Below are 20,420 nucleotides of genomic sequence, written 5' to 3'. Positions count from 1 at the left end.
AAAAGCAGATCGTTATGATCTGCTTTTTTTATGTGCTGACCGCATTCATGAACAGAGAAAAAAGCTTTTTCATGTCTTCATGTTTTTTTGTCAGCATTTCGGGATGCCATTGCACGCCGACGACAAATAATTCACCCGTTCGTTCAATCGCTTCAATGGCCCCGTCTTTCGCATAAGCCGCGGCTTTAAATGAAGGCGCCGTCTCTTTTATGATCTGGTGATGGAATGAATTCACCCGCGCTGAATCGCCAAACAAGGAATGGAGACGTGTCCCTTTTTCAAAAGAAACATGATGGGTTTTTAACGGCGGATCTTTTTCTTGATCGTGCTTAATGTCAGCAAACGAAGCGTGTGTCAGGTCTTGATATAAAGTTCCCCCGTAAGTGACGTTTAACATATGCATCCCCCGGCAGATTGCCAGAATCGGCTTTTCTAAAGCAACCGCCGTGAGAATCAGCTCCTTCTCGTAGGCATCCCGATCAGGAAAGGTCTTTCTTAAAGCCTGTAAAGGTTCTTCGCCGTAAAACAGCGGGTCTATATCCTGGCCGCCGGACAGAATGATGCCGTCAACATGAGAGACCTGTTCCTTTAAAAGCGCCATCTCTTGAATCACCGGCAATATAAATGGCACACCGCCGGCCTCAGAAACAGACTGAATATAATCATTATTGACATATGCCCGATTATAACCCGGGAAAGGGCCGGATTGATCAGCCATAATGTTTCCCGTAATTCCGATGCGTTTGGCCATCCTGCGTTCACCTGAACCTTTCTTTCTGAACCTTCTCGTATAAATCTGAACGTAGGTTGTACAAATCAGTTTGAAATTATTCTTCATGATATGTGAACTTTTCAAAAAAACCCGTGACAATCACGGGTTTTTACATTCATTTCAACTTCTTGATTTCTTCCGTCAGCTCTTTGAACTTTTGATCAAGCTCACGATATTGTTTATCAGCCGGAGTCATGAAGCTGAGTTTTCCGAGGACTTCCTGCCGTTCGGTTTCAAGCTTTAATCGCAGTTCTTCAGCATCATCCCTGACGGAGGGAGATTCTTTCCATTGTTTTCGGACGCTGCCGTTTGAGATATCAAGCCGGATGTCCGTCGTCTTTTCGACAAAGTAACGATCATGCGATACGATGATGAGCGTTCCGTCGTATCGGGCCAAAGTGTCTTCAAGCTGCTCGCGTGACGGCAGATCAAGGTGGTTTGTCGGCTCATCCAGAATCAGCACATCTTTCTCCTCCAGAATAAACGCCATCAGCTTGCATTTGACCCGCTCTCCCATGCTCATCTTGCCGATGGGTTCCGTCCATTGCGCTGCGGTAAATCCTAAATGCTTCATGAGGGATTGAACATTTCCCCTTGCTTCGAACGTTTCTTTGTAAAAAAGCTGTTCGGGGGTTTTATCAAGCGGAAGGTCGAATACTTCCTGGGTTAAATAGCCGACGTTTGCAGACGGAGAAATCCATATGCCGCCCTGCGCTTTTTCCTGACCGAGGATGACCTTCAATAATGTTGTTTTCCCGCTGCCGTTCGGGCCTGTAATCGCGATCTTTTCACCGTGCATCACAGTGAAATTCACGTTTTTAAAAAGCGTTCGGCCTTCATATGACTTTGTGACATCACTTACTTCTAAAAAACGCTTTCCCGCTTTTTTGCGGTGCTCAATGGAAAAACGGACTTCATACTCCGCTTCAACCGGTTCTGCTTTCGCTTTTTCAAGCTCTTTTTCAAGACGCTTCTGCTTTGATTTAATCTGGGCGTCCGTGCGTTTTGCTTTTACGCGGTGATATTCTTTAAAGCCTTCTATTTTCGTTGATTGGGCGTGGGCTTTTTTTGACCAGGCGCTCAGCTCGTTCATTTGAGCTTCAATCCGTCTGATCATATGCTGCTGATTCTCATATTCCCGCTGCTGTGTCAGCCTTCTCTGTTTGCGGACCTCCATATAGCTTGAATAATTCCCTTTATGTTCAATGAGTTTCTTTCCTTCGATGGCCCAGATTTTTGTCGCCGCCGCATCTATAAAAGCACGATCATGTGAAACGAAAATAATGGTGCCTTTGTAATTCCTGATCTGATTCAGCAGTATTTCTAAACTGTGCTGATCGAGGTGGTTCGTCGGCTCATCTAATAACAAAAGGCCGCTTGAGGAGGAGAAACCTTTGGCAAGACGGGCTTTCAATTTTTCTCCGCCGCTTAATTGCGAAAAGGCGCGTGCGGGCACGTTCCACTTTTCTAACAGGGCTGCCTCCGCAGGCTCCGGGTGGCCGGAATTATAAGCTTCCGTTTCTTGTTCCACCATATATATGTTCACATCTTGCATCATCTGGATCTGTCCTTGTGACGGCGCTTTTTGATTGCAGATCAATTGCAGCAATAAAGATTTGCCGGCGCCGTTTTTACCGATAACGCCGATGATGTCGCCTTGCTGGACACTCGCGCTGATCTGTTCAAAAAGGGGAACGCTGTTGATTTCATAACTGATGCCGCTTAACTTTAACATTTCTTTCATATGTCAATCCCTCGCTTTAAAGGGAGGACAAAAAAATCCTCCCAATTGATTTGGAAGGATTAGCCGTACCTGTGCATGATCAAATAAGCTATTTTTACATAGCTTTCTCGTATCGTATAGAAAATGGGCAGACTAATCCTATTTTTTCTGATTTGAAATATTTGATTTCAAACGGTCAAAATAAGATTAGTTAATCATTGTCCACCCATCATCCCTTCGTATTTGTTACGAACAGTGTAGCATACACTTATCTGTAAAAGCAAAGGGTATAAGCCTTTTTATTCCAGATTGGGGGCTTCCCACTCTTCTTCTAAAACGGCATAATAATATTCATCCCACCATTCATTATCATGGGGGATGCATTTTTTAAAAAAGCCTTCCCGCCTCATCCCGATCTTTTCCATTACCCGGTGCGAAGCCATGTTTTCCGGCTGACATGTCGCAATGATCCGGTGTAATTTCATCTTTTTAAACCCGAAAGCCAGCACGGCGCGCGCCGCCTCTGAAGCATATCCTTTGCCCTGGTATTCCGGGTGAAACACCCAGCCGATTACATACGTATGATCGCCAAAATACTGAAAAAAAGCAATGTGGCCAATGACCGTTTTCTCATCCTTCAATAAAACGGGAAACTTCCCGGCATGTTCACCGCTGTTTTCAGTAACGAATTTCCTGGCATCTTCTTCGGTAAAGACACCCTCTGGTATATATTTCATGACACTCGGATTTGAGGTGTACGCATAGACATCCTGCCAATCTTCCGGTTCAAATGTCCGAATGACGAGCCTTTCAGTTTTGATATTCATTTTTTTATGTTCCTCCATCAAAAAAGGTTTCATTTACTACTTCGATTGAAAGATGTAAAAAACCTTTGAGCGGGGAAGAGCCGAATAAAAAAAGCCTGCAGCTATACACTGCAGGCGGTTATTTTTCATTTGCGGCGGCAGGCAGGTTTGTAAACCCGAATTGCCCTCCGACAGCTTCTTTTACTTCATGAATAACGATAAATGATTTCGGATCAATTTTTTGAACATGTTTTTTGATTTTCAGCAATTCGTTCTTTTTAATGACAACATAGATAATGCGCTTGTCTTTGCTGCCGTAATACCCGTATCCGTAAAAAATCGTCGCCGCGTTGCCGTACTCGGAGGTGATGGCTTTGGCGATTTCTTCGTATTGGTCAGACATAATGGTGAGGGCTTTTTTATTATGGAAACCCTCAATGACAATATCGACGATTTTGGCGCACAGATAAACGAATATAAACGTATACAGCATATGATTGATTCCGATCGCTAAAACGGATGCGAAAATGATGACACAATCCATATAAAACATGCTTTTGGAGATGTTAAAGCCCTTTGTGTAATTCAATAAATACGCCAAAAGCGTGGTCCCGCCGGTAGATCCGTCAGCGATAAAGATCAATGCCAGCCCCGCTCCCATCAGCAGAGCGCCGAATACGATCCCGAGCACCATGTCGTGCACGCCGAATGGAATAAAGCTGACGATGCTGAGAAAAACAGAAGTCATTCCCGTACCGAGTATCGTGTATAAAATCGTTTTTTTCGTTAAAAATTTATAAGCCAACCCGATAAAAATCAAATTTACAACCAGAGTCGTAATACTTGCAGGTATATGGAAAAGATAATATAAAACGAGAGCGATTCCCACGGTGCTGCCGTCCCCTAAATGATTCGGGATGACGAAAAATTCCACGGACGCCGCGATAAGAAAGGCTCCGGCCATAATCATCAGTATATCCTTGCAAATGTTCTTCATATGCAAACCTCCTCCGCAGTCAAAAATATATAAAAAACAAAAACGCCTCAAAAATTATCCAGCAGAACTAAATAATTTTTAAGACGAATCATTCACAATCTCGTTTGTTCATTCAGTAAAGAATGATCAGCTTCAATATCGAAGATTATATAGACACCTTCACATCTTGTCAATGCCGTGAAAATTGATTTTTCAGCAGTGTATATGAGGTTTGAATCAAACCAAAACGAGGAATGATATCAGAAGAGTTTTCATTTCTGCTCTATCAATAAGAGAAATGTAATGAGAGACAACGAAGAAGGGATGATGACATTGGAACGAATTTTTATCAGTCCGGCCAAATACGTGCAGGGAAAAAACGCCATTGAAACAATCGGCGGACATCTGGAGGGTGTTGGTGAAAAAGCCGTCGTCATCGCGGACAAAACCGTATGGGATATCGCGGGCCATAAAGTGACGGCTGAATTAAAGAAAAGCAATATCTCTTCTGAAGAGGCGGTTTTCAACGGCGAAGCCTCCCAGGAAGAAATGAAAAGAATTGCCGGCATCGCAGAAAAAGCAGGGGCGACTATTGTCATCGGAGTCGGCGGCGGTAAAACGCTTGATACGGCCAAAGCCGTATCAGATGAAATAAACGGCTACACCGTTATCGTGCCGACGGCCGCTTCAACGGATGCTCCGACAAGCGGGCTGTCTGTCGTGTATTCTGAACAAGGCGCGTTCGAAAACTATCGTTTTTATCATAAGAATCCTGACTTGGTTCTGGTCGATACGAAAATCGTCGCGGAAGCTCCGCCGCGCTTTTTAGCATCAGGGATTGCCGATGCGATGGCGACGTGGATAGAGGCGCGCAGTGTCATCGCCAATGGCGGTAAAACGATGGCAGGCGGAATTCCGACAATCGCCGGAGAGGCTATCGCGGAAAAATGTGAAGCGGTATTATTCAAATACGGCCGTCTCGCTTATGAGTCTGTGAAAGCGAAAGCCGTTACGCCTGCATTGGAAGCGGTGGTTGAAGCCAATACACTTCTGAGCGGACTGGGATTTGAAAGCGGCGGCTTAGCTGCGGCGCATGCCATTCATAACGGATTTACCGCGCTTGAAGGTGAAATCCATCACTTGACCCACGGTGAAAAAGTGGCATTCGGCACGCTCGTTCAATTGGCGCTGGAAAAACGTTCGCTTGAGGAAATTGAGCGGTATATCGCGTTTTATATCAGCTTGGGGCTGCCTGTCACACTTGAAGACATCAAATTGAAAGACGCATCTAAAGAGGACATTATGAAAGTGGCAGAAGCCGCGACGATTGAAGAAGAAACGATTCATGCCGCTTTTGACGTGACGGCTGACGACGTGGCGGATGCCATTATAGCGGCTGATCAATACGCAAAAGCATTTAAAGAAAAACACGCGTAAAACCTTTTACCGCGTGACCCGGAACCAAGGGCTGTTACAGCCCTTGGTTTTTTTTATGCCCTTTGAAAACTTTTAAAAATAAAGAAAAAATTATGATACAATATACAAATGTTTTGAGAGATTGACAAAGGAAAGGTGGGAACGATATGCTGCATAATCCGACCGGTAAGGAGCGGCTTGCGCTGGCTTTTCTACTCGGAATGCTTGCGATACTGGGGCCGCTCAATATAGATATGTATCTGCCGAGCTTCCCTGAAATCGCCGAAGATTTAAGCGCCCGCGCTTCGCTTGTCCAGCTCAGTTTAACCGCTTGTCTGATCGGACTGACAATCGGACAGGTTGTTGTCGGCCCGTTAAGTGACGCGAAGGGAAGAAGAAAACCGTTATTGCTATGTATTTTTTTATTTGCTTTGTTTTCTCTGTTTTGCGCGCTTGCACCGAACATTTCAACACTGGTGATTGCCCGTTTTCTTCAAGGATTCACCGCTTCGGCGGGACTCGTTTTATCCCGTGCAATCGTCAGAGATGTGTTTACGGGGAGAGAGCTTTCTAAATTTTTCTCGCTGCTGATGGTTATTACCGCCGTCGCGCCGATGGTGGCGCCGATGACGGGAGGCGCGATTTTATTGCTTCCGTTTGCATCATGGCATACGATTTTTCTGTTTTTAACCTTTATCGGGTTTTTGCTTGTTCTCATCATTGCGCTCAAGTTGACAGAAACCCTGCCGCCGGAAAAGCGGATTCCGAGCTCCATCGGAAATTCCGTGCGGACAATGGGAAGCCTGCTGAAGGATCGGTCATTTATCGGCTATGCGCTGACGGTCGGTTTTATTCACGGCGGGAGCTTTGCGTATGTCTCCGGAACGCCTTTTGTGTATCAGGATATTTACGGAGTATCGCCTCAGGTATTCAGTGTTTTATTCGGCATAAACGGTCTGGCGATCATTACCGGAAGCTTTATCATCGGCCGTTTCGGCGGGATCATTCACGAAAAAAGCCTGCTGAGAATCGGCGTGATTACAGCGATGACGGCGACTGCCGTTCTGCTCGTCATGACGATCATTCACGGGCCGCTGGCGGCACTGGTGATTTCTATTTTTATTTATATGATTACGATCGGCATGACGCTGACAAGCACCTTTACATTGGCGATGGAAAAGCAGGGACACCGCGCGGGAAGCGCAAGCGCACTGCTCGGCATGCTTCCGCTTCTTCTCGGTTCCATCGTGTCGCCGCTTGTGGGGATGAATGAAGCGACGGCCGTGCCGATGGGGGCAATTATGTTCACGACATCCGTTATCGGTTCCATCGCTTTTTTCGCCTTAACAACAAAACCGGAGAAAGCAAAAAAGGAGTGAAATGATTCACTCCTTTTTTTGATGCCCGCTATTCATATTTCTTCAGCACGATCGCCGAATTATGTCCGCCAAAGCCGAATGAGTTGGAAAGGCCGATCGTTAACGATTGATGGCGGGGCCCGTCTGACACATAGTCCAAATCACATGCCGAATCAGGGTGCTGCAGATTGATCGTCGGCGGGATGATGCCGTGTCTCAGGCTTTCTGTCAGAGCGATGGCTTCAACGCCGCCTGCCGCGCCAAGCATGTGGCCGAGCATTGATTTGTTGGCCGTAACCGGAATGTCATACGCAAGCTCTCCGAATAATGTCTTGATGGCCAATGTTTCAGAAAGATCTCCGGCTTTTGTGCTTGTCGCGTGGGCGCTTACGACATCAATGTCTTCCGCTGAAACGTTTGCCTTTTTCAAAGCATTTTTCATCGCCAGGTATGCACCCGTCCCTTCCGGATGGGAGGCCACCATATGATACGCGTCAGAGCTTGCGCCGTAGCCGAGCACTTCACAAAGGATCGGGGCATTTCTGCCGATTGCGCTATCCAATGATTCCAATACTAAGATGCCTGCGCCTTCACTCATGACAAACCCATCGCGATCCGCGTCAAACGGCCGGCTTGCCGCGGCGGGGTCTTCGTTTCTCGCTGACAGCGCGTGGGCATTGCCGAAGCTGGCTAATGACAAATTCGTAATCGCCGCTTCCGCTCCCCCGGCAAACATGATATCTGCGTCATCATTCCGAATGGCGTTGAATGCTTCCCCGATCGACGTATTGCCGATGGAACACGCGGTGACGGGCGAAAGTGAGGGGCCGAGCGCGCCTAATCTGATGCTGATTTGAGCGGCGGCCGCGTTTGAGATCATCATGGGGACAAGGCTCGGGCTCACTTTTCGCGCTCCCCGTTCATTTAAAGTATGAACGTTATCAATCAAAGTCGTGATGCCGCCGATTCCCGAGCCGACGTACACGCCGAGGCGTTCACGGTCAATCTGATCGAGCTGAATCCCGGAGCTTTCAAGCGCCTGTTCCGCTGCCGCTAAAGCAAACTGGCTGAAACGGTCAAGCCGTCTCGCTTCTTTTCTGCCCCATCTTTCTTCTGCGTCAAAATCACGGACGGTGCCGGCTATTTTTGTCTTGGAGCCGGAGACATCAAACGAATCGATGAGAGAGATTCCCGATGTTCCTTCCGTCAGGTGTTTCCAAAATGTATGCACATCATTGCCGAGAGGTGAAATCACTCCCATTCCGGTGATCACAACTCTTTTCATGGTCATTCCTCCTTCGGTATGTATTTATTGTAACTCGCAATTATCCTATTACAAGTTGTTGGTTATCCTAGTATAATAAATACCAGGGTAAGAGAGGAGAGATTCGGTATGATACCAGAAGGAAGATTGCAGGCGCTCTCAGAGTTTTTAAAAACGCAGCGGGCCAAAATTTCTCCGCAGATGGCCGGGCTGCCGATGGGCACACGGAGAAGAACGCCCGGACTCCGAAGAGAAGAGGTCGCGCAATTAGCCGGCGTAAGCACCACGTGGTATACGTGGCTGGAGCAGGGCAGAGACATTAAAGTGTCCGCAGCCGTGTTGGACGCGGTTTCCGATGCGCTGCAGCTCAATAAAGATGAGAGAAATTATTTATACGCGCTTGCCATTGAGGAGGGCGTGAAGCAGCCGTTTACCGCGGAGGAAGAAGCGGTTATCAGCCCGTCGCTTTCAAAAATCCTGCAGGAGCTCCGTTATTGCCCCACCATTATCTCGGACAGGCGGTGTCATATCGTAGGATGGAATCAGGCCGCGGCTCACGTGTTTTTAGATTTTGAACAAATTCCTCCTGAAAAACGGAATCTCATAGAGCTATTGTTTTCCAGAAAAGAATTAAGAAGTTTAGCCGTGAACTGGGAGCACTTTGTGAAAGGATTCATCGCCATTTTCAGAACGTATTACGGCCAGTATGTAGCTGATACGTGGTATTCTCAGTTTATAGAAGAAATGGAGAAAACGTATTCGGAATTTCATACGCTGTGGAATGAGAGCGAAGTCAGCTCGGCACCCGAAGTATTAATTGAGTTCCGCCACGCGAAGGCGGGAAAAATGGTCTTTAACCTGACTTCATTTCAGGTTCAGGGCAACAGTGATCTGCGCTGCAGTGTGTATACGCCGGTAGATCATACCGAAACGGAAGCAAAGCTGAAAAAGCTCTTCGAAAACAGGTGAAGAACAGAAAAAAAGGGGAGGCGGCCGCCTCCCGTTTCAGTTTAAAATAAAAGCATCAAACCGGCGATGGCCGGTGTTAAAAAGATGGCTGATTTCAGAATGACTTTCGGCACGAGGTTGGTGAATTTTGCTCCGACATATGCGCCGCACATCGTTCCGATCAGCACTTTGACCAACAGCATATAATCGACAAATCCTTCCGTCACATAACCGAGTCCTCCGCCGACCGCAAGCGGGATAATGACAAGCATGGTGGTGCCGACCGACTGGCGGATGGATAAGCGCAAAAGAATCATTAAGCCGATTTGGATAAAAGGAGCAGAGCCGATACCGAACGTTCCGGACAAGATTCCTGCGATGATACCGAGTACAACGGCTTTCACCCATATGTTCAGGTTGCTTTGCCGTCCGGAATCTTCTTGTGTTTCTTTTACAATAAATAACCGGACTAAAATAAGCAGAGCAGATAAAAACAGCATGCCGGCCGTCAAGTAATGCAGCAAATCTGCGGGGATAAGGGAAGTAAGCCTTGCCCCGAAAAACGAACCGAATGCCGCAAAAACGCCGACGATGAGGCCGATTTTCATCTGAATATTGCCTTCACGGTAGTGGCTGAAAGCCCCCGATAAACTTGTGAAAGCCATTCCGGCGAGGGAGGTGCCCAAAGCCGTATGAATCGGTACGTGAAACAGTATAGTTAAAAGTGCAATGACAAAACCGGCTCCCCCCGCGCCGATAAACCCGAGAATAATCCCGAGAAGAAACATAACGAGTATAATAAGCACAATCTTCTCCTCCATTTAGATGCCTGATCACCATGTTCAGATCCGCTTTATCAGGTTTTTAACAATCGATCGTCGTCCGTCGACCGTCGTCCATTATCTTTATGTTACCTCAAATTTGAGGGATTGGCAAGAAGCCGAATCGCTTTTATACAGAGGGTTTACAGCTCTTTCACCATCACTTTTTCCCCGTTTGAGTCCAGCTCTCCATTGAATAAGAAGCCGAATTTTTGATAAAGCCGCAATGCGTGCACGTTATCTTCAAACAGACTTAAATAAATCCGTCTGCACTCATATATTCGAACGAGATGGCGGATAAGGGCATCAAGCAACAGCCTGCCCAATCCACGTCCCTGATAACGTTCATCAATAAAAAAACGGTCAAGCCACACTCTGCCGTTTTCATTTTCCTCATCATATTCCGGAAACCATCCGTACATGGCAAAGCCGACCAATTCCCCGTTAACATAAAGACCGGCCGGCTGATAATGCCGGCAATCCTCAGCATCTTGTAAGCACTCTTCCGCGGTTTCAATAAATGAAGTCTGGCTTTCCCTTACATGAAGCGCCAGTATATCGGCACGGTTCTCTTCCGTGACTGCTCTGATTTCAATCGTCATACTTGATACTCCTCTTCCGCTTTTTTCTGAGACGGTAAAGCTTTCATTTCGTAAGCCATTTGTGAATCAGCCTTCTCTCGGATACAATGATCATCATAAAGGATATGGTTACCGTATAGTCAAGGAGGCATTATGAGCGAAGACGTCAGAAAATACTTCACAACGGGTGAATTTGCAAAACTGTGCCACGTAAAAAAACAAACCCTGTTCCATTATGACGAGATCGGCCTGCTTTCTCCGGAAATCAAAAAAGCGAACGGATACAGATACTATTCCTATCATAAATTCGAACTGTTCCAGGTCATCGGTCTGTTTAAGGAGGTCGGGGTGTCCTTGAAGCAGATCAAACCGCTCTTAACAGACAAAACCCCCGAAGGTATCATCACGCTTTTAAAAGAGAAATCTTCAGAAATCGAAAGCAAAATCAAAAAGCTGGAGCACCTGCAAAGAATGATTCAGACAAAGGTGAAGCTGACCGAACAAGCTTTGGAGACAGACTTCTCCTCCGTCTCATTGCAACGATTAGATGAAGAGACACTTATGATAGGACGACCCGTACTCCATTTGCCAGAACGGCAATACACTGCCGCCATTTCCGAATTGATCCGCTATATGCGGGTACATGAACTCGATCAGGGACATCCGGTCGGCGGACTGTTTGCGCGGGAGCAGATTCTGAAAAAAGAATTCTACAACTACACCCATTTTTATATGAAGACAGAAGGAGGCATAGAGAATAGAGACCTCCATATCAAGCCGAAAGGGCTTTATGCCGTCGGGTACCAAATAGGGGATGAAGCGGAATCGGCGTACCGCAGCATCATGCAGTTTATTGAAGAGTATGGGCTGGAAATGGGCGATTATGCATATGAAGAATATATGCTTGATGAGGTTGTGGCGGACGGGTTTGACAATCAGATCACAAGAATCCAGCTGCAAGTCCGCAATCGATAAAGCCGATGCCGCCGTTCGTTTACGTCTTCTGACAAACCTTGTATAATGAGAAAATCAGATTGCAATTGAGGTGAAAAACGATATGTTTCTAGCGCCCTTATTTGAACATGATGTACCGGCAGCACTTCTCCGCCCTTAATGGAGGAAAGTGACTGCGCTTCTCTCCGTTAGGGCATATGACGTGACCTAATATGATAACGGAGGGTGCATCAAATTGAAAAATACATTGTTCGGTTCGATTTATTTGGCATTGGCCGCCAGTATCTGGGGCGGTATGTATGTCGTCGTAAAAGTAGTGGTAGCGGTCATTCCGCCGCTTGAACTGGTATGGCTGAGATATGCGGTGGCGCTTCTTTCGCTTTTGATTCTCAGTTTATTTACACGCCAATCCTGGAAAGTTCATAAACGTGATTTATTACTGATCGCTGCGATCGGATTGATCGGCAACACGGTTTCGATCGTCACGCAGGAAATCGGCACGAAATTATCAACCGCGCAGATGGGTGCGATTATTACGGCATCCACTCCCGCATTTATGGTTGTATTTGCCCGGCTGATGCTGAAAGAACGGTTAACGCTGAAAAAAGGAATATCGACAGGGCTGGCGACGATCGGAGTATTGCTCATTGTGGGGAACGGAGATCTCGATATGTCGAGCCAGCTCGGCGGTCTCTCGCTTCTGGCTGCGGCGCTGACATGGGCTTTGATGTCCGTGCTGATGAAACGGGTTCCCGGCCATTACTCACCGCTTGTCGTCACAACGTATTCTATTTGCGTCGCATTTGTCATCCTGACCCCGTTTACAGCGGGCCCGCTTCGGGAGATTCCTTTGTCTCAGCTTGCCCGGCCTGAGATATGGGGCGGACTTTTATATCTGGGTGTGATCTCAACCGCCTGCGCGTTCATGCTTTGGAATCGCGGATTGCAATTGCTGAATGCGGCAAGCGGCGGTCTGTTTTTCTTCTTTCAGCCGCTTTCCGGGACATTGCTCGGCTGGCTGCTGTTGGGAGAGTCGATCGGAGGAACCTTCTGGATCGGGGCGGCCCTTATTGTTTCAGGCGTCGTTCTCGTCATGAAAGAAAAATAGAAAATGAAAAAAAGCCATTCAGCAAATGAATGGCTTTTTTCTGATTTCCCGGCAGGATTCGCTCCGCCATAAACAGAAAACAAGGAGCAGAAACGGATCATGGGCACCGGTACTCTCAAGGTGCAATTCGGGGTTTCGTCAATTAACATAACGGGCGGTGAAAAAATGGAGCCAAAATGGCTTGAATGGGCAAAACAGCTTCAATCCGCGGCGCAAGCGGGGCTGGCTTATTCCAAAGACATATATGATATTGAGAGATTTGAAGAAATAAGAAAAATAAGCGTGGATATCATGGCGCAACATACCGGGATCGACAAAAGGATCATCAAAGACGTATTCGCCGGTGACACGGGCTATCCCACTCCGAAAGTTGATATCAGAGCGGCAGTTTTTAAAGATCAGAGCATATTAATGGTAAGAGAGAAAAGCGACGGCAGATGGGCGCTGCCGGGCGGGTGGGCTGATATCGGGATTTCACCGGGCGAGACCGCTGTCAAAGAAGTAAAAGAGGAGTCGGGAATCGACGTAAAGCCCGTTAAACTGTTAGCTGTAATGGATAAGAAATGCCATTCCCATCCGCCGTCCGCCGCCCACGTTTACAAAGTGTTTATCAAATGCGAGATCATCGGCGGCCGGCTCAGAGAGGGAACGGAAACAAGCGCGGCCGGCTTTTTTGCGGAAACGGAGCTGCCGCCGCTATCTGCCGCCCGCAATACGGTAAGTCAGATTGAAAAGATGTTTGCATATCTCAAACATCCGGATGAACCCGTTTATTTTGATTAAGGCAGCAAGCAGGAAAAAGAGAGGAACTGGTTCAGCACCATTTCACTTATGAATGATCCGGCCTGTGATAGAGAAGGGTAAATCATCAGGCCGGGTTTTAAGAGTCTGTCTGTTTCGGTGTGGTGCACCCCTTAAAAAACCGTTTTTGAAAAGTCGATAATCCTGCGGGCAGCTTCTGTCGGTTTTTCCTCGGGGACATAATGGCCGCAGCCTTTTACCTCATATCCGCTGACTTCACGAATTGATTCTCTCCATGTGTCAAGCACGGGAAGGCCGGCTAAGTTCCCTTTTTCTCCCCACAGCAAAAGCGTGGGAACATCCAGTTTTTTCTGTGATTCCTTTTCTGAACGATATCTCGGCAAATCAATTTGATAAGCGGCTCTGTAGTCATTAAGCGCAGCTTGAACAGCGCCGGGCTGCTTCCAGGCGGCTAAGTACCGGTCCCAGGCGCCGTCTGATGCCAGCAGGTCAAAAAGCCCGTCACCTCTGCTTAATAAAAATCTAAGATATTCCTCTTCTTTTCCTTTTATTAATTCTTCCGGCAGATGGGGAACGACCTGAAATGTCCAGTGCCAGTATTTTTTTGCCGCTTCAGCTGCCGTCAAAGAATCATAGACGTATTCAGTCGGCATAATGTCAATGAGCACAAGGCCTGCCGCCAGCTCCGGCGCATCTAAAGCGAGCCGCCTTGCTACTCTTGCGCCTCTGTCATGCCCGGCAATTAACGCTTTTTGTATATGCAGGCGGCGCATCAGACCTTGTATATCGCCTGCCATCGTTTTGTTATCATAGCCGTTTATGCCGCTCGGCTTTTCAGAATCGCCGTAGCCCCTCAGATCAACTGCGATGACTCTATGAGAAGCGGCAAGCGTCGGAATCACATAACGCCACGTCACCCAGCTTTGCGGAAAGCCGTGCAGGAGAATGACGGGGGGAGCATCCTCCTTTCCCGTAAAGACGTAATGAAGGCGGATGCCATTTACCTTAATTGAATCATGGGTCACATGCTTTTCAAATTGTTCACGAAAAGAATCCATTTTCTCTCTCCTCATAAAATGTTATTTGTTTATTTGAGAAATAATAGCGGAAGTGACATCTTCCGTTGAATGTTTTCCGCCGGCATCAGGAGTCAGAATGCCGCTGTTTGTGACCGTTTCAATAGATTGTAAGAGGAGATGGCCCAGTTCCTCTTCTCCGAATGAATCGAGCATTAATTTCGCCGTCCATATTTGGCCTATAGGATTGGCAATTCCTTTTCCGACAATATCCGGGGCGGAGCCGTGAACAGGCTCAAACATAGAAGGATATTTGCCGTTTACATTGATGTTGGCTGCGGGAGCGATTCCGACGCTTCCCATAATCGCCGCGCCGATATCTGTCAGCACATCTCCGAACAGATTCGAAGCGACAATGACATCAAAGCGTTCCGGCTGCGTGACAAAGAAGGCCGCCAGTGCATCGATGTGCTGGGAATCCGTCTCAATCCCGGCGTACTCCCGGCTGACCTCTTTAAAGATGTCATCCCAGAACGGCATCGAGTGAACAATACCGTTTGATTTCGTCGCGCTTGTGACGTGTTTCCGCCGACTTGCCGCCAGTTCGAAAGCATACCGCATCACTCTTTCTGTACCCCGTCGGGAAAAGACCGCGTTTTGTATGGCGATTTCGTCCTCACCCTGATAGATTCTGCCGCCGACAGAGCTGTACTCGCCCTCACTGTTTTCGCGGACGACTATCAGATCAAAATCCTTCGGGTTAACGAGGGGGGAAGTGATTCCCGGCAGGAGCTTCGCCGGCCGCACATTAATCACCTGTTCAAATTCCCGGCGTATCTTGATGAGCAGCCCCCACAGCGAAACATGATCGGGGACGAGTTTTTGATTCCCCACCGCTCCCAAAAACAAAGCATCAAAGTGCTGTAACGTTTCTAGTCCATCATCCGGCATCATAGTCCCGTGCTCCAAATAATACTCGCAGCTCCACGGAAAAGAAGTGAAATCAAAGGCAATGCCTCCATGTAATTCGGCGATCGCGTTCAACACCCGCTCCGCTTGCGGAACGACTTCTTTCCCCACACCGTCCCCCGGTATGCTGGCAATCTTGTATGTTTTCATGTTTCCGTCACCTCTGAATGAATTGTTTTCGGTTTACGGCAGACCGTCGACCGTCGTTCGCTATAATTCCATATTACGCCACATCCGATATGCTGACAAGCTCGGGAATGTTGCTTCCATAGATAAACTGTTATATGATCTTGGTAACAATAAGGCCTAAATTGTATGAAGAGGTAGGAAAGATGGATAATTTTAAATTAGATAAGCCAATCCCGTATTATCTGCAATTTTATTCCCAATTGAAAAAAATGATATTTGACGGGATTTTTAAACCGGGTGAACGGCTGAATGAGACTCAGCTGGCTAAGGATTTCGGAGTCAGCCGGTCGCCGGTCAGAGAAGCCATGCGGCTCCTTGAAAAGGACGGGCTTCTGACAGCAGACGATCGAAACGGCTTTGTCATTTATTCTTTGTCCGTTAAGGATGTTGAAGAGATTTATCAAATCAGAATGTCACTTGAATCACTGGCGGTCGAACTGGTTATTGATGAAGCGGCTGAGAGTGAAATTGACCTCATTGAAAAACAGCTGCGGGAGACGGAAGAAGCCATCAATAAAGGCGTCAAAGAGACTGAGATTATTTCCTTAAACGAGTCGTTTCATCGGCTTCTTGTGGATTTCAGCCGCAACAGCCGGCTGGCCATGCTGCTTGAGCATGTCAATGTGCTGATTCATTTTTGCAGAGTTCTTAATTTTAAAGGAGATGACCGTGCGGAGGTTATCCTGCATGAGCATCGGAAAGTCTTTGAAGAAATAAAAAAGGGCGATAAAACAAAAGCCGTGCAATATATGACGGAGCATCTCAAGCATGATGAAGAACATCTGAAAGGCGTGCTCAAAGCGGGAGAAACAGACGAATCATCACGATAGACAAGGTGAAAAGCCTTGTCTTTTTTGCCGATGTCATCGAACCGTCATAAAGACCTGACGGATGTTCCTTGCATGATTTTTTCCGCGTCATTTATGATGGATATGGAAGAGACGCAAAAAAGGCAAAGGAGTTTGAAAAATGGCGAAACATATTCTGATGATCAATTTTCCCGCAGAAGGACACGTAAACCCGACTTTGGGTATGACAAAGGCCTTCAGCGAACGGGGCGATCACGTTCATTATATCTCAACGGAAAAATACAAAAGCAGACTGGAAGGAGTAGGAGCGAAAGTTCATCTTCACAGCGATCTGCTCAGAATGACACCCATTGATCCCGGCAGTCCGTCCGGCATACTTGCATTTTTAAAGGTTCATATCAAAACGTCACTGGAGATTTTACATATTGTGCAGCGGCTGGCAGAGGACATTCAATTCGACGCCGTCTATTATGATAAATTCGGTGCGGGAGAGCTGGTGCGGGATTATCTCAACATTCCCGGCATCTCTTCTTCAGCATCCTTCCTGTTCAATGAAGACCGTCTGAAAATACTGCCGCTCCATCCGGAATCGGGCGTGCCGTTTCAGCCGGACAGGGAATGTGAAGAGCTGTTGGCCGAGATGAAAGACAAATACGGTGTCGCCCCTGACAGCATGGTTCAATTTATGAACAACACAGGTGAATTGAACGTCGTCTATACAAGCAGATATTTTCAGCCCGAAAGTGAGACATTCGGAGATGAGTATTTATTTATCGGTCCGAGTTTTCCGAAGAGAAAAGGGCGCGTCGACTTCCCGATTGACTCATTAAAGAATGAAAAAGTCATTTATATCTCAATGGGAACGGTGCTCGGGGACACGGAAGCGTTTTTCAATCTGTGCATAGACGCGTTCTCAGATTTTGAAGGAAAAGTAGTCATTGCCGCCGGGGAAAAAGCCGATATGTCGAAAATCAAACAGGCGCCCGAAAACTTTATCATCGCCCCGTACGTGCCGCAGCTTGAAGTGCTGGAGCAGGCCGACGTGTTTGTCACGCATGGCGGAATGAACAGTGTAAATGAAGGCATTCATTATCAAGTGCCGCTGGTCGTTATTCCGCATGATAAAGACCAGCCGATGGTTGCGCGCCGCCTGACTGAATTGGATGCAGGCTATACAGTGCAAAAAGATGAAGTGAGCGCTGAAAAGGTAAAGCTTGCCGCGGAAGAAGTGCTGCATAACGGAAAATACAAACAAGGCATTCAAGCCATTAATGAAAGCTTTAAAGAATGTATGGACATGAAGGATGTTCTGGCCCGGATCGACCGGTTTATTGAACAAAAACATGCTCAATAATACATGGAAAAAGCCTGTTTCCTCTGCCAAAGGGAAACAGGCTTTTTATAATGGCTTTTAGATGATGTGATGTTCTTCATTTGCAAGTTTCACAAGAGTCAGAAGAGATTCTGCCTCACGTGCGTCGAGTGTTTTTGCCAGACGGTCTTTTTCAAAGATCTGCTGGCCGAAGACATTCACTGACGCCTGGTCAACCGCCGTGTGCCAGTTCTTTTGTGAATGATTCTCAGAAAAAGAGAAAACAAACACGGCAAAGACCGCTATAAGCATCGCCATGACCCAAAATTTTTGCCGATTTCCTGCTGCTGACATAGGCCGCCTCCTAACGTTCATTTTACTGGTATTAGATCATATATGAGCTGTTTTTCATAGAGTAAAGAAGTCATTATTTCAGGTAGTCCAAATGAAACGGAGCACAGCCGAAAGCCCGCCGGTCAGGCCGATGAGCCAATTCATATTTTGTTCATATTTTATTAAAAGTTTATCCAAGCCTGTCCTTTACAGTGGATATAACCACAAAACGCTGCTGAAAGGGGCCTTGAAAAATGCATATTCATATGATCAACAAAAACCAGTTTGAGAGTGACTTGGAGGCGGCCGGCTTCATCCGTCAGGCAGATGATATTATCGGCAAAATGAAAGAATACGTAACGGAATACGCGGCTTCATCCGAACGGTTTCTGATTGAAATTCAAACCGTCATGAACGAATACAAAGCCGTCGTCTGTGCGATGTTTTCGACTATGGAAATTGCCGGTGCAAAAAAAGACGAGAAGCATGTTGAGTTCGAAGCCTGCACAGTATGGTGCGAATAAAAGACCTTCATCAAACCCCCGCGGCTGCCTGAACGGCAGTTTACTGACTGGTGTTCCAGTAAGGAAAAATATTGAAACTTCTAAAGCGGCTGTTCGTATAAAAGAGTAAATCAGCTTGTATATGGAGGTTCGTGAAATGAACGATAAGAAAAAACAAGCTTTTGAACAGCTTTTCAGCACTTTAGACGGAAGACATGAAATAAACGGAGCTGTATTGGCAGCGGAAAACGGCCGCATCTTATATCAGGGTTCATTCGGCGCTGCAGAACTGAAAACAAAGAGGATGCTGAATGACCAATCGGTCTTTGAATTGGCCTCAGTATCGAAGCCGTTTACAGCTTTAGGCGTTATCATTTTAGAGCAGCAAGGGAAGCTGCGTTATGACGATATGATAGAGCGGTGGCTTCCTGATTTTCCTTATCCGGGCATTACCATTCGGCAACTACTCCATCATACGTCAGGATTGCCGGACTATATGGAGTTATTTTTAACACATTGGGACCGGGACAGAATTGCCGTTAATCAAGATGTGATCGATATGCTTAAGCAGCATAAACCGGATGCTTATTTCCCGCCGGGCAAGGATTGGCTTTACAGTAATACGGGGTATGCGGTGTTAGCGGTTATTATAGAAATTGTATCAGGCATGAGTTTTGCTGAATTTATGAAACAAGCCGTATTTCATCCGCTTCGTATGCACGATACGCGGATTTATAACAGAAGGCTGAGTAAAGAAAACATTCCGAACTATGCATATGGCTATGTGTATGATGTTCATTCCGGAGAATATGTGCTGCCGGATGAACTTGAGGAAACCGATTATGTCGTCTTTCTTGACGGGATTCAAGGTGACGGAACCGTTAACTCCACTATTAGAGATTTATATCTGTTTGATCAGGCTCTTTATACGGAAGAAATCATCGGCAAAGAGTCTAAAGATCAAGCGTTTACGCCGGGCTATTGGAATGAAGAAGAGCAATTCGGATACGGATTTGGCTGGATGATTCAAAACAGCCGCCAAAAAGGGAAGGTTATCAGTCACGACGGAGGCTGGCCGGGCTATTCAACTCTGATGATCCGGTATATTGACCAGAACAAAACACTGATTTATCTCAGCAATATGGAACAATCGTATCAATTTGAACAAGCTGTGATTGCCGCGGCCGTAAACATCTTATTTGATCAGCCATACGTGATTCCGAAACGTCCGGCGGATCAGAAAAAAGCAGATATCGATCCTGCGATTTACAGCAGATTTACCGGCAATTACTCATTTCAGGATGACACACATGCATCGGTGACGGTAAAAGAAAACCGATTGTATCTTACAATAGACGGGCAGACACCATTCGAATTATTCCCAATGACGGAAACCCGTTATTTTGTCAGGGCGCTGCCGCTTGAAATTGAATTTGCAGGTGATAAAGCACAAACAGCCCCGCATTTCGTTTTATATCAGGACGGCACAGAAGAAACGGCTTTGCGGATAGACTGAGTGACATGCAAAACAAAACCGCCGTCCTGAGAAGACGGCGGTAATAGAGAAGTCAAACCCCTTTGATGACGCGAAATTTTCTTTTCGGCTCTGACATAAATATAGAAGAAAAAATCATAGCTCCGACCATTGTGATGTATTCCATATAAAGCGAAACTTCTGCCAAAACCAACCCCGCAATCATTAAAACAGCGCCCAATACCACCGCAAAAACCTTCGTTTTCATGATGAGTTCCCCCTATTATCTGATAATTGAATTATACTGCATCTCTATTAATGTGTAC

The 20,420-nt window shown here is 46.6% G+C and carries 21 protein-coding genes; 10 read left to right on the top strand and 11 right to left on the bottom strand.

Annotation, left to right across the window (positions count from 1 at the left end; translation table 11 throughout):
- Positions 1-28: 28 nt before the first annotated feature.
- From OWN49_RS16445 to OWN49_RS16430, 4 genes are all read right to left on the bottom strand, one after another.
- Complete coding sequence (locus tag OWN49_RS16445) at positions 29-751, bottom strand: gamma-glutamyl-gamma-aminobutyrate hydrolase family protein (RefSeq protein WP_077721867.1); 723 nt, start codon at positions 749-751, stop codon at positions 29-31.
- 136 nt (positions 752-887) lie between these two features.
- Positions 888-2,516, bottom strand: coding sequence for a ribosomal protection-like ABC-F family protein (gene abc-f, locus OWN49_RS16440; RefSeq protein ID WP_077721868.1), 1,629 nt, complete (start codon positions 2,514-2,516; stop codon positions 888-890).
- A 278-nt stretch (positions 2,517-2,794) separates the two neighbouring features.
- Positions 2,795-3,322, bottom strand: a complete 528-nt coding sequence (locus tag OWN49_RS16435) for a GNAT family N-acetyltransferase (protein WP_176283136.1) — start codon at positions 3,320-3,322, stop codon at positions 2,795-2,797.
- 118 nt (positions 3,323-3,440) lie between these two features.
- The gene (locus OWN49_RS16430) at positions 3,441-4,298 is read right to left on the bottom strand and encodes a YitT family protein (protein ID WP_003156057.1); all 858 of its coding nucleotides are present in this window, start codon (positions 4,296-4,298) and stop codon (positions 3,441-3,443) included.
- Between the two features lie 282 nt (positions 4,299-4,580).
- On the opposite strand from OWN49_RS16430, the gene OWN49_RS16425 reads away from it, so the two are divergent.
- Together OWN49_RS16425 and OWN49_RS16420 are read left to right on the top strand one after the other, a co-directional pair.
- Positions 4,581-5,714: a glycerol dehydrogenase gene (locus OWN49_RS16425; protein ID WP_014304447.1), complete on the top strand. Its 1,134-nt coding sequence runs from the start codon at positions 4,581-4,583 to the stop codon at positions 5,712-5,714.
- A gap of 146 nt (positions 5,715-5,860) precedes the next feature.
- Positions 5,861-7,072 (top strand): Bcr/CflA family efflux MFS transporter, encoded by a 1,212-nt coding sequence (locus tag OWN49_RS16420; protein ID WP_025853711.1) that lies wholly within the window; start codon positions 5,861-5,863, stop codon positions 7,070-7,072.
- A 28-nt stretch (positions 7,073-7,100) separates the two neighbouring features.
- Here the strand turns inward: OWN49_RS16420 and fabF are convergent, their stop codons facing one another.
- The gene (gene fabF, locus OWN49_RS16415; RefSeq protein WP_043866871.1) at positions 7,101-8,336 is read right to left on the bottom strand and encodes a beta-ketoacyl-ACP synthase II; all 1,236 of its coding nucleotides are present in this window, start codon (positions 8,334-8,336) and stop codon (positions 7,101-7,103) included.
- A 108-nt stretch (positions 8,337-8,444) separates the two neighbouring features.
- On the opposite strand from fabF, the gene OWN49_RS16410 reads away from it, so the two are divergent.
- A complete protein-coding gene (locus OWN49_RS16410; protein WP_014417044.1) occupies positions 8,445-9,284 on the top strand; it encodes a helix-turn-helix transcriptional regulator in 840 nt (279 codons plus the stop codon).
- Between the two features lie 41 nt (positions 9,285-9,325).
- Here OWN49_RS16410 and OWN49_RS16405 read toward each other — a convergent pair whose 3' ends face one another.
- Both OWN49_RS16405 and OWN49_RS16400 read right to left on the bottom strand, forming a co-directional pair.
- Positions 9,326-10,069, bottom strand: a complete 744-nt coding sequence (locus OWN49_RS16405) for a sulfite exporter TauE/SafE family protein (RefSeq protein ID WP_044803008.1) — start codon at positions 10,067-10,069, stop codon at positions 9,326-9,328.
- Between the two features lie 158 nt (positions 10,070-10,227).
- Positions 10,228-10,686, bottom strand: a complete 459-nt coding sequence (locus tag OWN49_RS16400) for a GNAT family N-acetyltransferase (RefSeq protein WP_003156050.1) — start codon at positions 10,684-10,686, stop codon at positions 10,228-10,230.
- A 132-nt stretch (positions 10,687-10,818) separates the two neighbouring features.
- On the opposite strand from OWN49_RS16400, the gene OWN49_RS16395 reads away from it, so the two are divergent.
- From OWN49_RS16395 to OWN49_RS16385, 3 genes are all read left to right on the top strand, one after another.
- The gene (locus OWN49_RS16395; RefSeq protein WP_077721871.1) at positions 10,819-11,640 is read left to right on the top strand and encodes a MerR family transcriptional regulator; all 822 of its coding nucleotides are present in this window, start codon (positions 10,819-10,821) and stop codon (positions 11,638-11,640) included.
- A gap of 214 nt (positions 11,641-11,854) precedes the next feature.
- Positions 11,855-12,727, top strand: coding sequence for a DMT family transporter (locus tag OWN49_RS16390; RefSeq protein ID WP_077721872.1), 873 nt, complete (start codon positions 11,855-11,857; stop codon positions 12,725-12,727).
- A 165-nt stretch (positions 12,728-12,892) separates the two neighbouring features.
- Positions 12,893-13,510, top strand: coding sequence for an NUDIX hydrolase (locus tag OWN49_RS16385; protein WP_176283143.1), 618 nt, complete (start codon positions 12,893-12,895; stop codon positions 13,508-13,510).
- 131 nt (positions 13,511-13,641) lie between these two features.
- Here the strand turns inward: OWN49_RS16385 and OWN49_RS16380 are convergent, their stop codons facing one another.
- On the bottom strand, positions 13,642-14,547 hold the full coding sequence (locus tag OWN49_RS16380; protein WP_077721873.1) for an alpha/beta fold hydrolase: 906 nt from the start codon (positions 14,545-14,547) through the stop codon (positions 13,642-13,644).
- Positions 14,548-14,568: 21 nt separating this feature from the next.
- Positions 14,569-15,624, bottom strand: a complete 1,056-nt coding sequence (locus tag OWN49_RS16375; protein ID WP_077721874.1) for a tartrate dehydrogenase — start codon at positions 15,622-15,624, stop codon at positions 14,569-14,571.
- Between the two features lie 182 nt (positions 15,625-15,806).
- Between OWN49_RS16375 and OWN49_RS16370 the strand changes: the two genes are divergently transcribed.
- Together OWN49_RS16370 and OWN49_RS16365 are read left to right on the top strand one after the other, a co-directional pair.
- The gene (locus OWN49_RS16370; protein ID WP_060386780.1) at positions 15,807-16,493 is read left to right on the top strand and encodes a GntR family transcriptional regulator; all 687 of its coding nucleotides are present in this window, start codon (positions 15,807-15,809) and stop codon (positions 16,491-16,493) included.
- A 139-nt stretch (positions 16,494-16,632) separates the two neighbouring features.
- Entirely contained in the window at positions 16,633-17,826 is a 1,194-nt protein-coding gene (locus tag OWN49_RS16365) for a macrolide family glycosyltransferase (protein WP_077721875.1), read from the top strand.
- A 57-nt stretch (positions 17,827-17,883) separates the two neighbouring features.
- Here OWN49_RS16365 and OWN49_RS16360 read toward each other — a convergent pair whose 3' ends face one another.
- Positions 17,884-18,138, bottom strand: a complete 255-nt coding sequence (locus tag OWN49_RS16360; protein ID WP_015416933.1) for a hypothetical protein — start codon at positions 18,136-18,138, stop codon at positions 17,884-17,886.
- A 233-nt stretch (positions 18,139-18,371) separates the two neighbouring features.
- Here OWN49_RS16360 and OWN49_RS16355 point away from each other — a divergent pair, with 233 nt between their 5' ends.
- A complete protein-coding gene (locus OWN49_RS16355) occupies positions 18,372-18,641 on the top strand; it encodes a hypothetical protein (RefSeq protein ID WP_015416934.1) in 270 nt (89 codons plus the stop codon).
- A 136-nt stretch (positions 18,642-18,777) separates the two neighbouring features.
- Positions 18,778-20,136, top strand: a complete 1,359-nt coding sequence (locus OWN49_RS16350) for a serine hydrolase (protein WP_077721876.1) — start codon at positions 18,778-18,780, stop codon at positions 20,134-20,136.
- 52 nt (positions 20,137-20,188) lie between these two features.
- On the opposite strand, the gene OWN49_RS16345 is transcribed toward OWN49_RS16350, so the two are convergent.
- Positions 20,189-20,362, bottom strand: coding sequence for a hypothetical protein (locus OWN49_RS16345; RefSeq protein ID WP_003156030.1), 174 nt, complete (start codon positions 20,360-20,362; stop codon positions 20,189-20,191).
- Positions 20,363-20,420 lie beyond the last annotated feature (58 nt).

Source organism: Bacillus sp. NEAU-242-2 (assembly GCF_027853835.1).
Lineage (GTDB): Bacteria > Bacillota > Bacilli > Bacillales > Bacillaceae > Bacillus > Bacillus velezensis.
The sequence above is the reverse complement of the archived record's forward strand: the minus strand, read 5'-3'. Positions and strand labels throughout refer to the sequence as shown.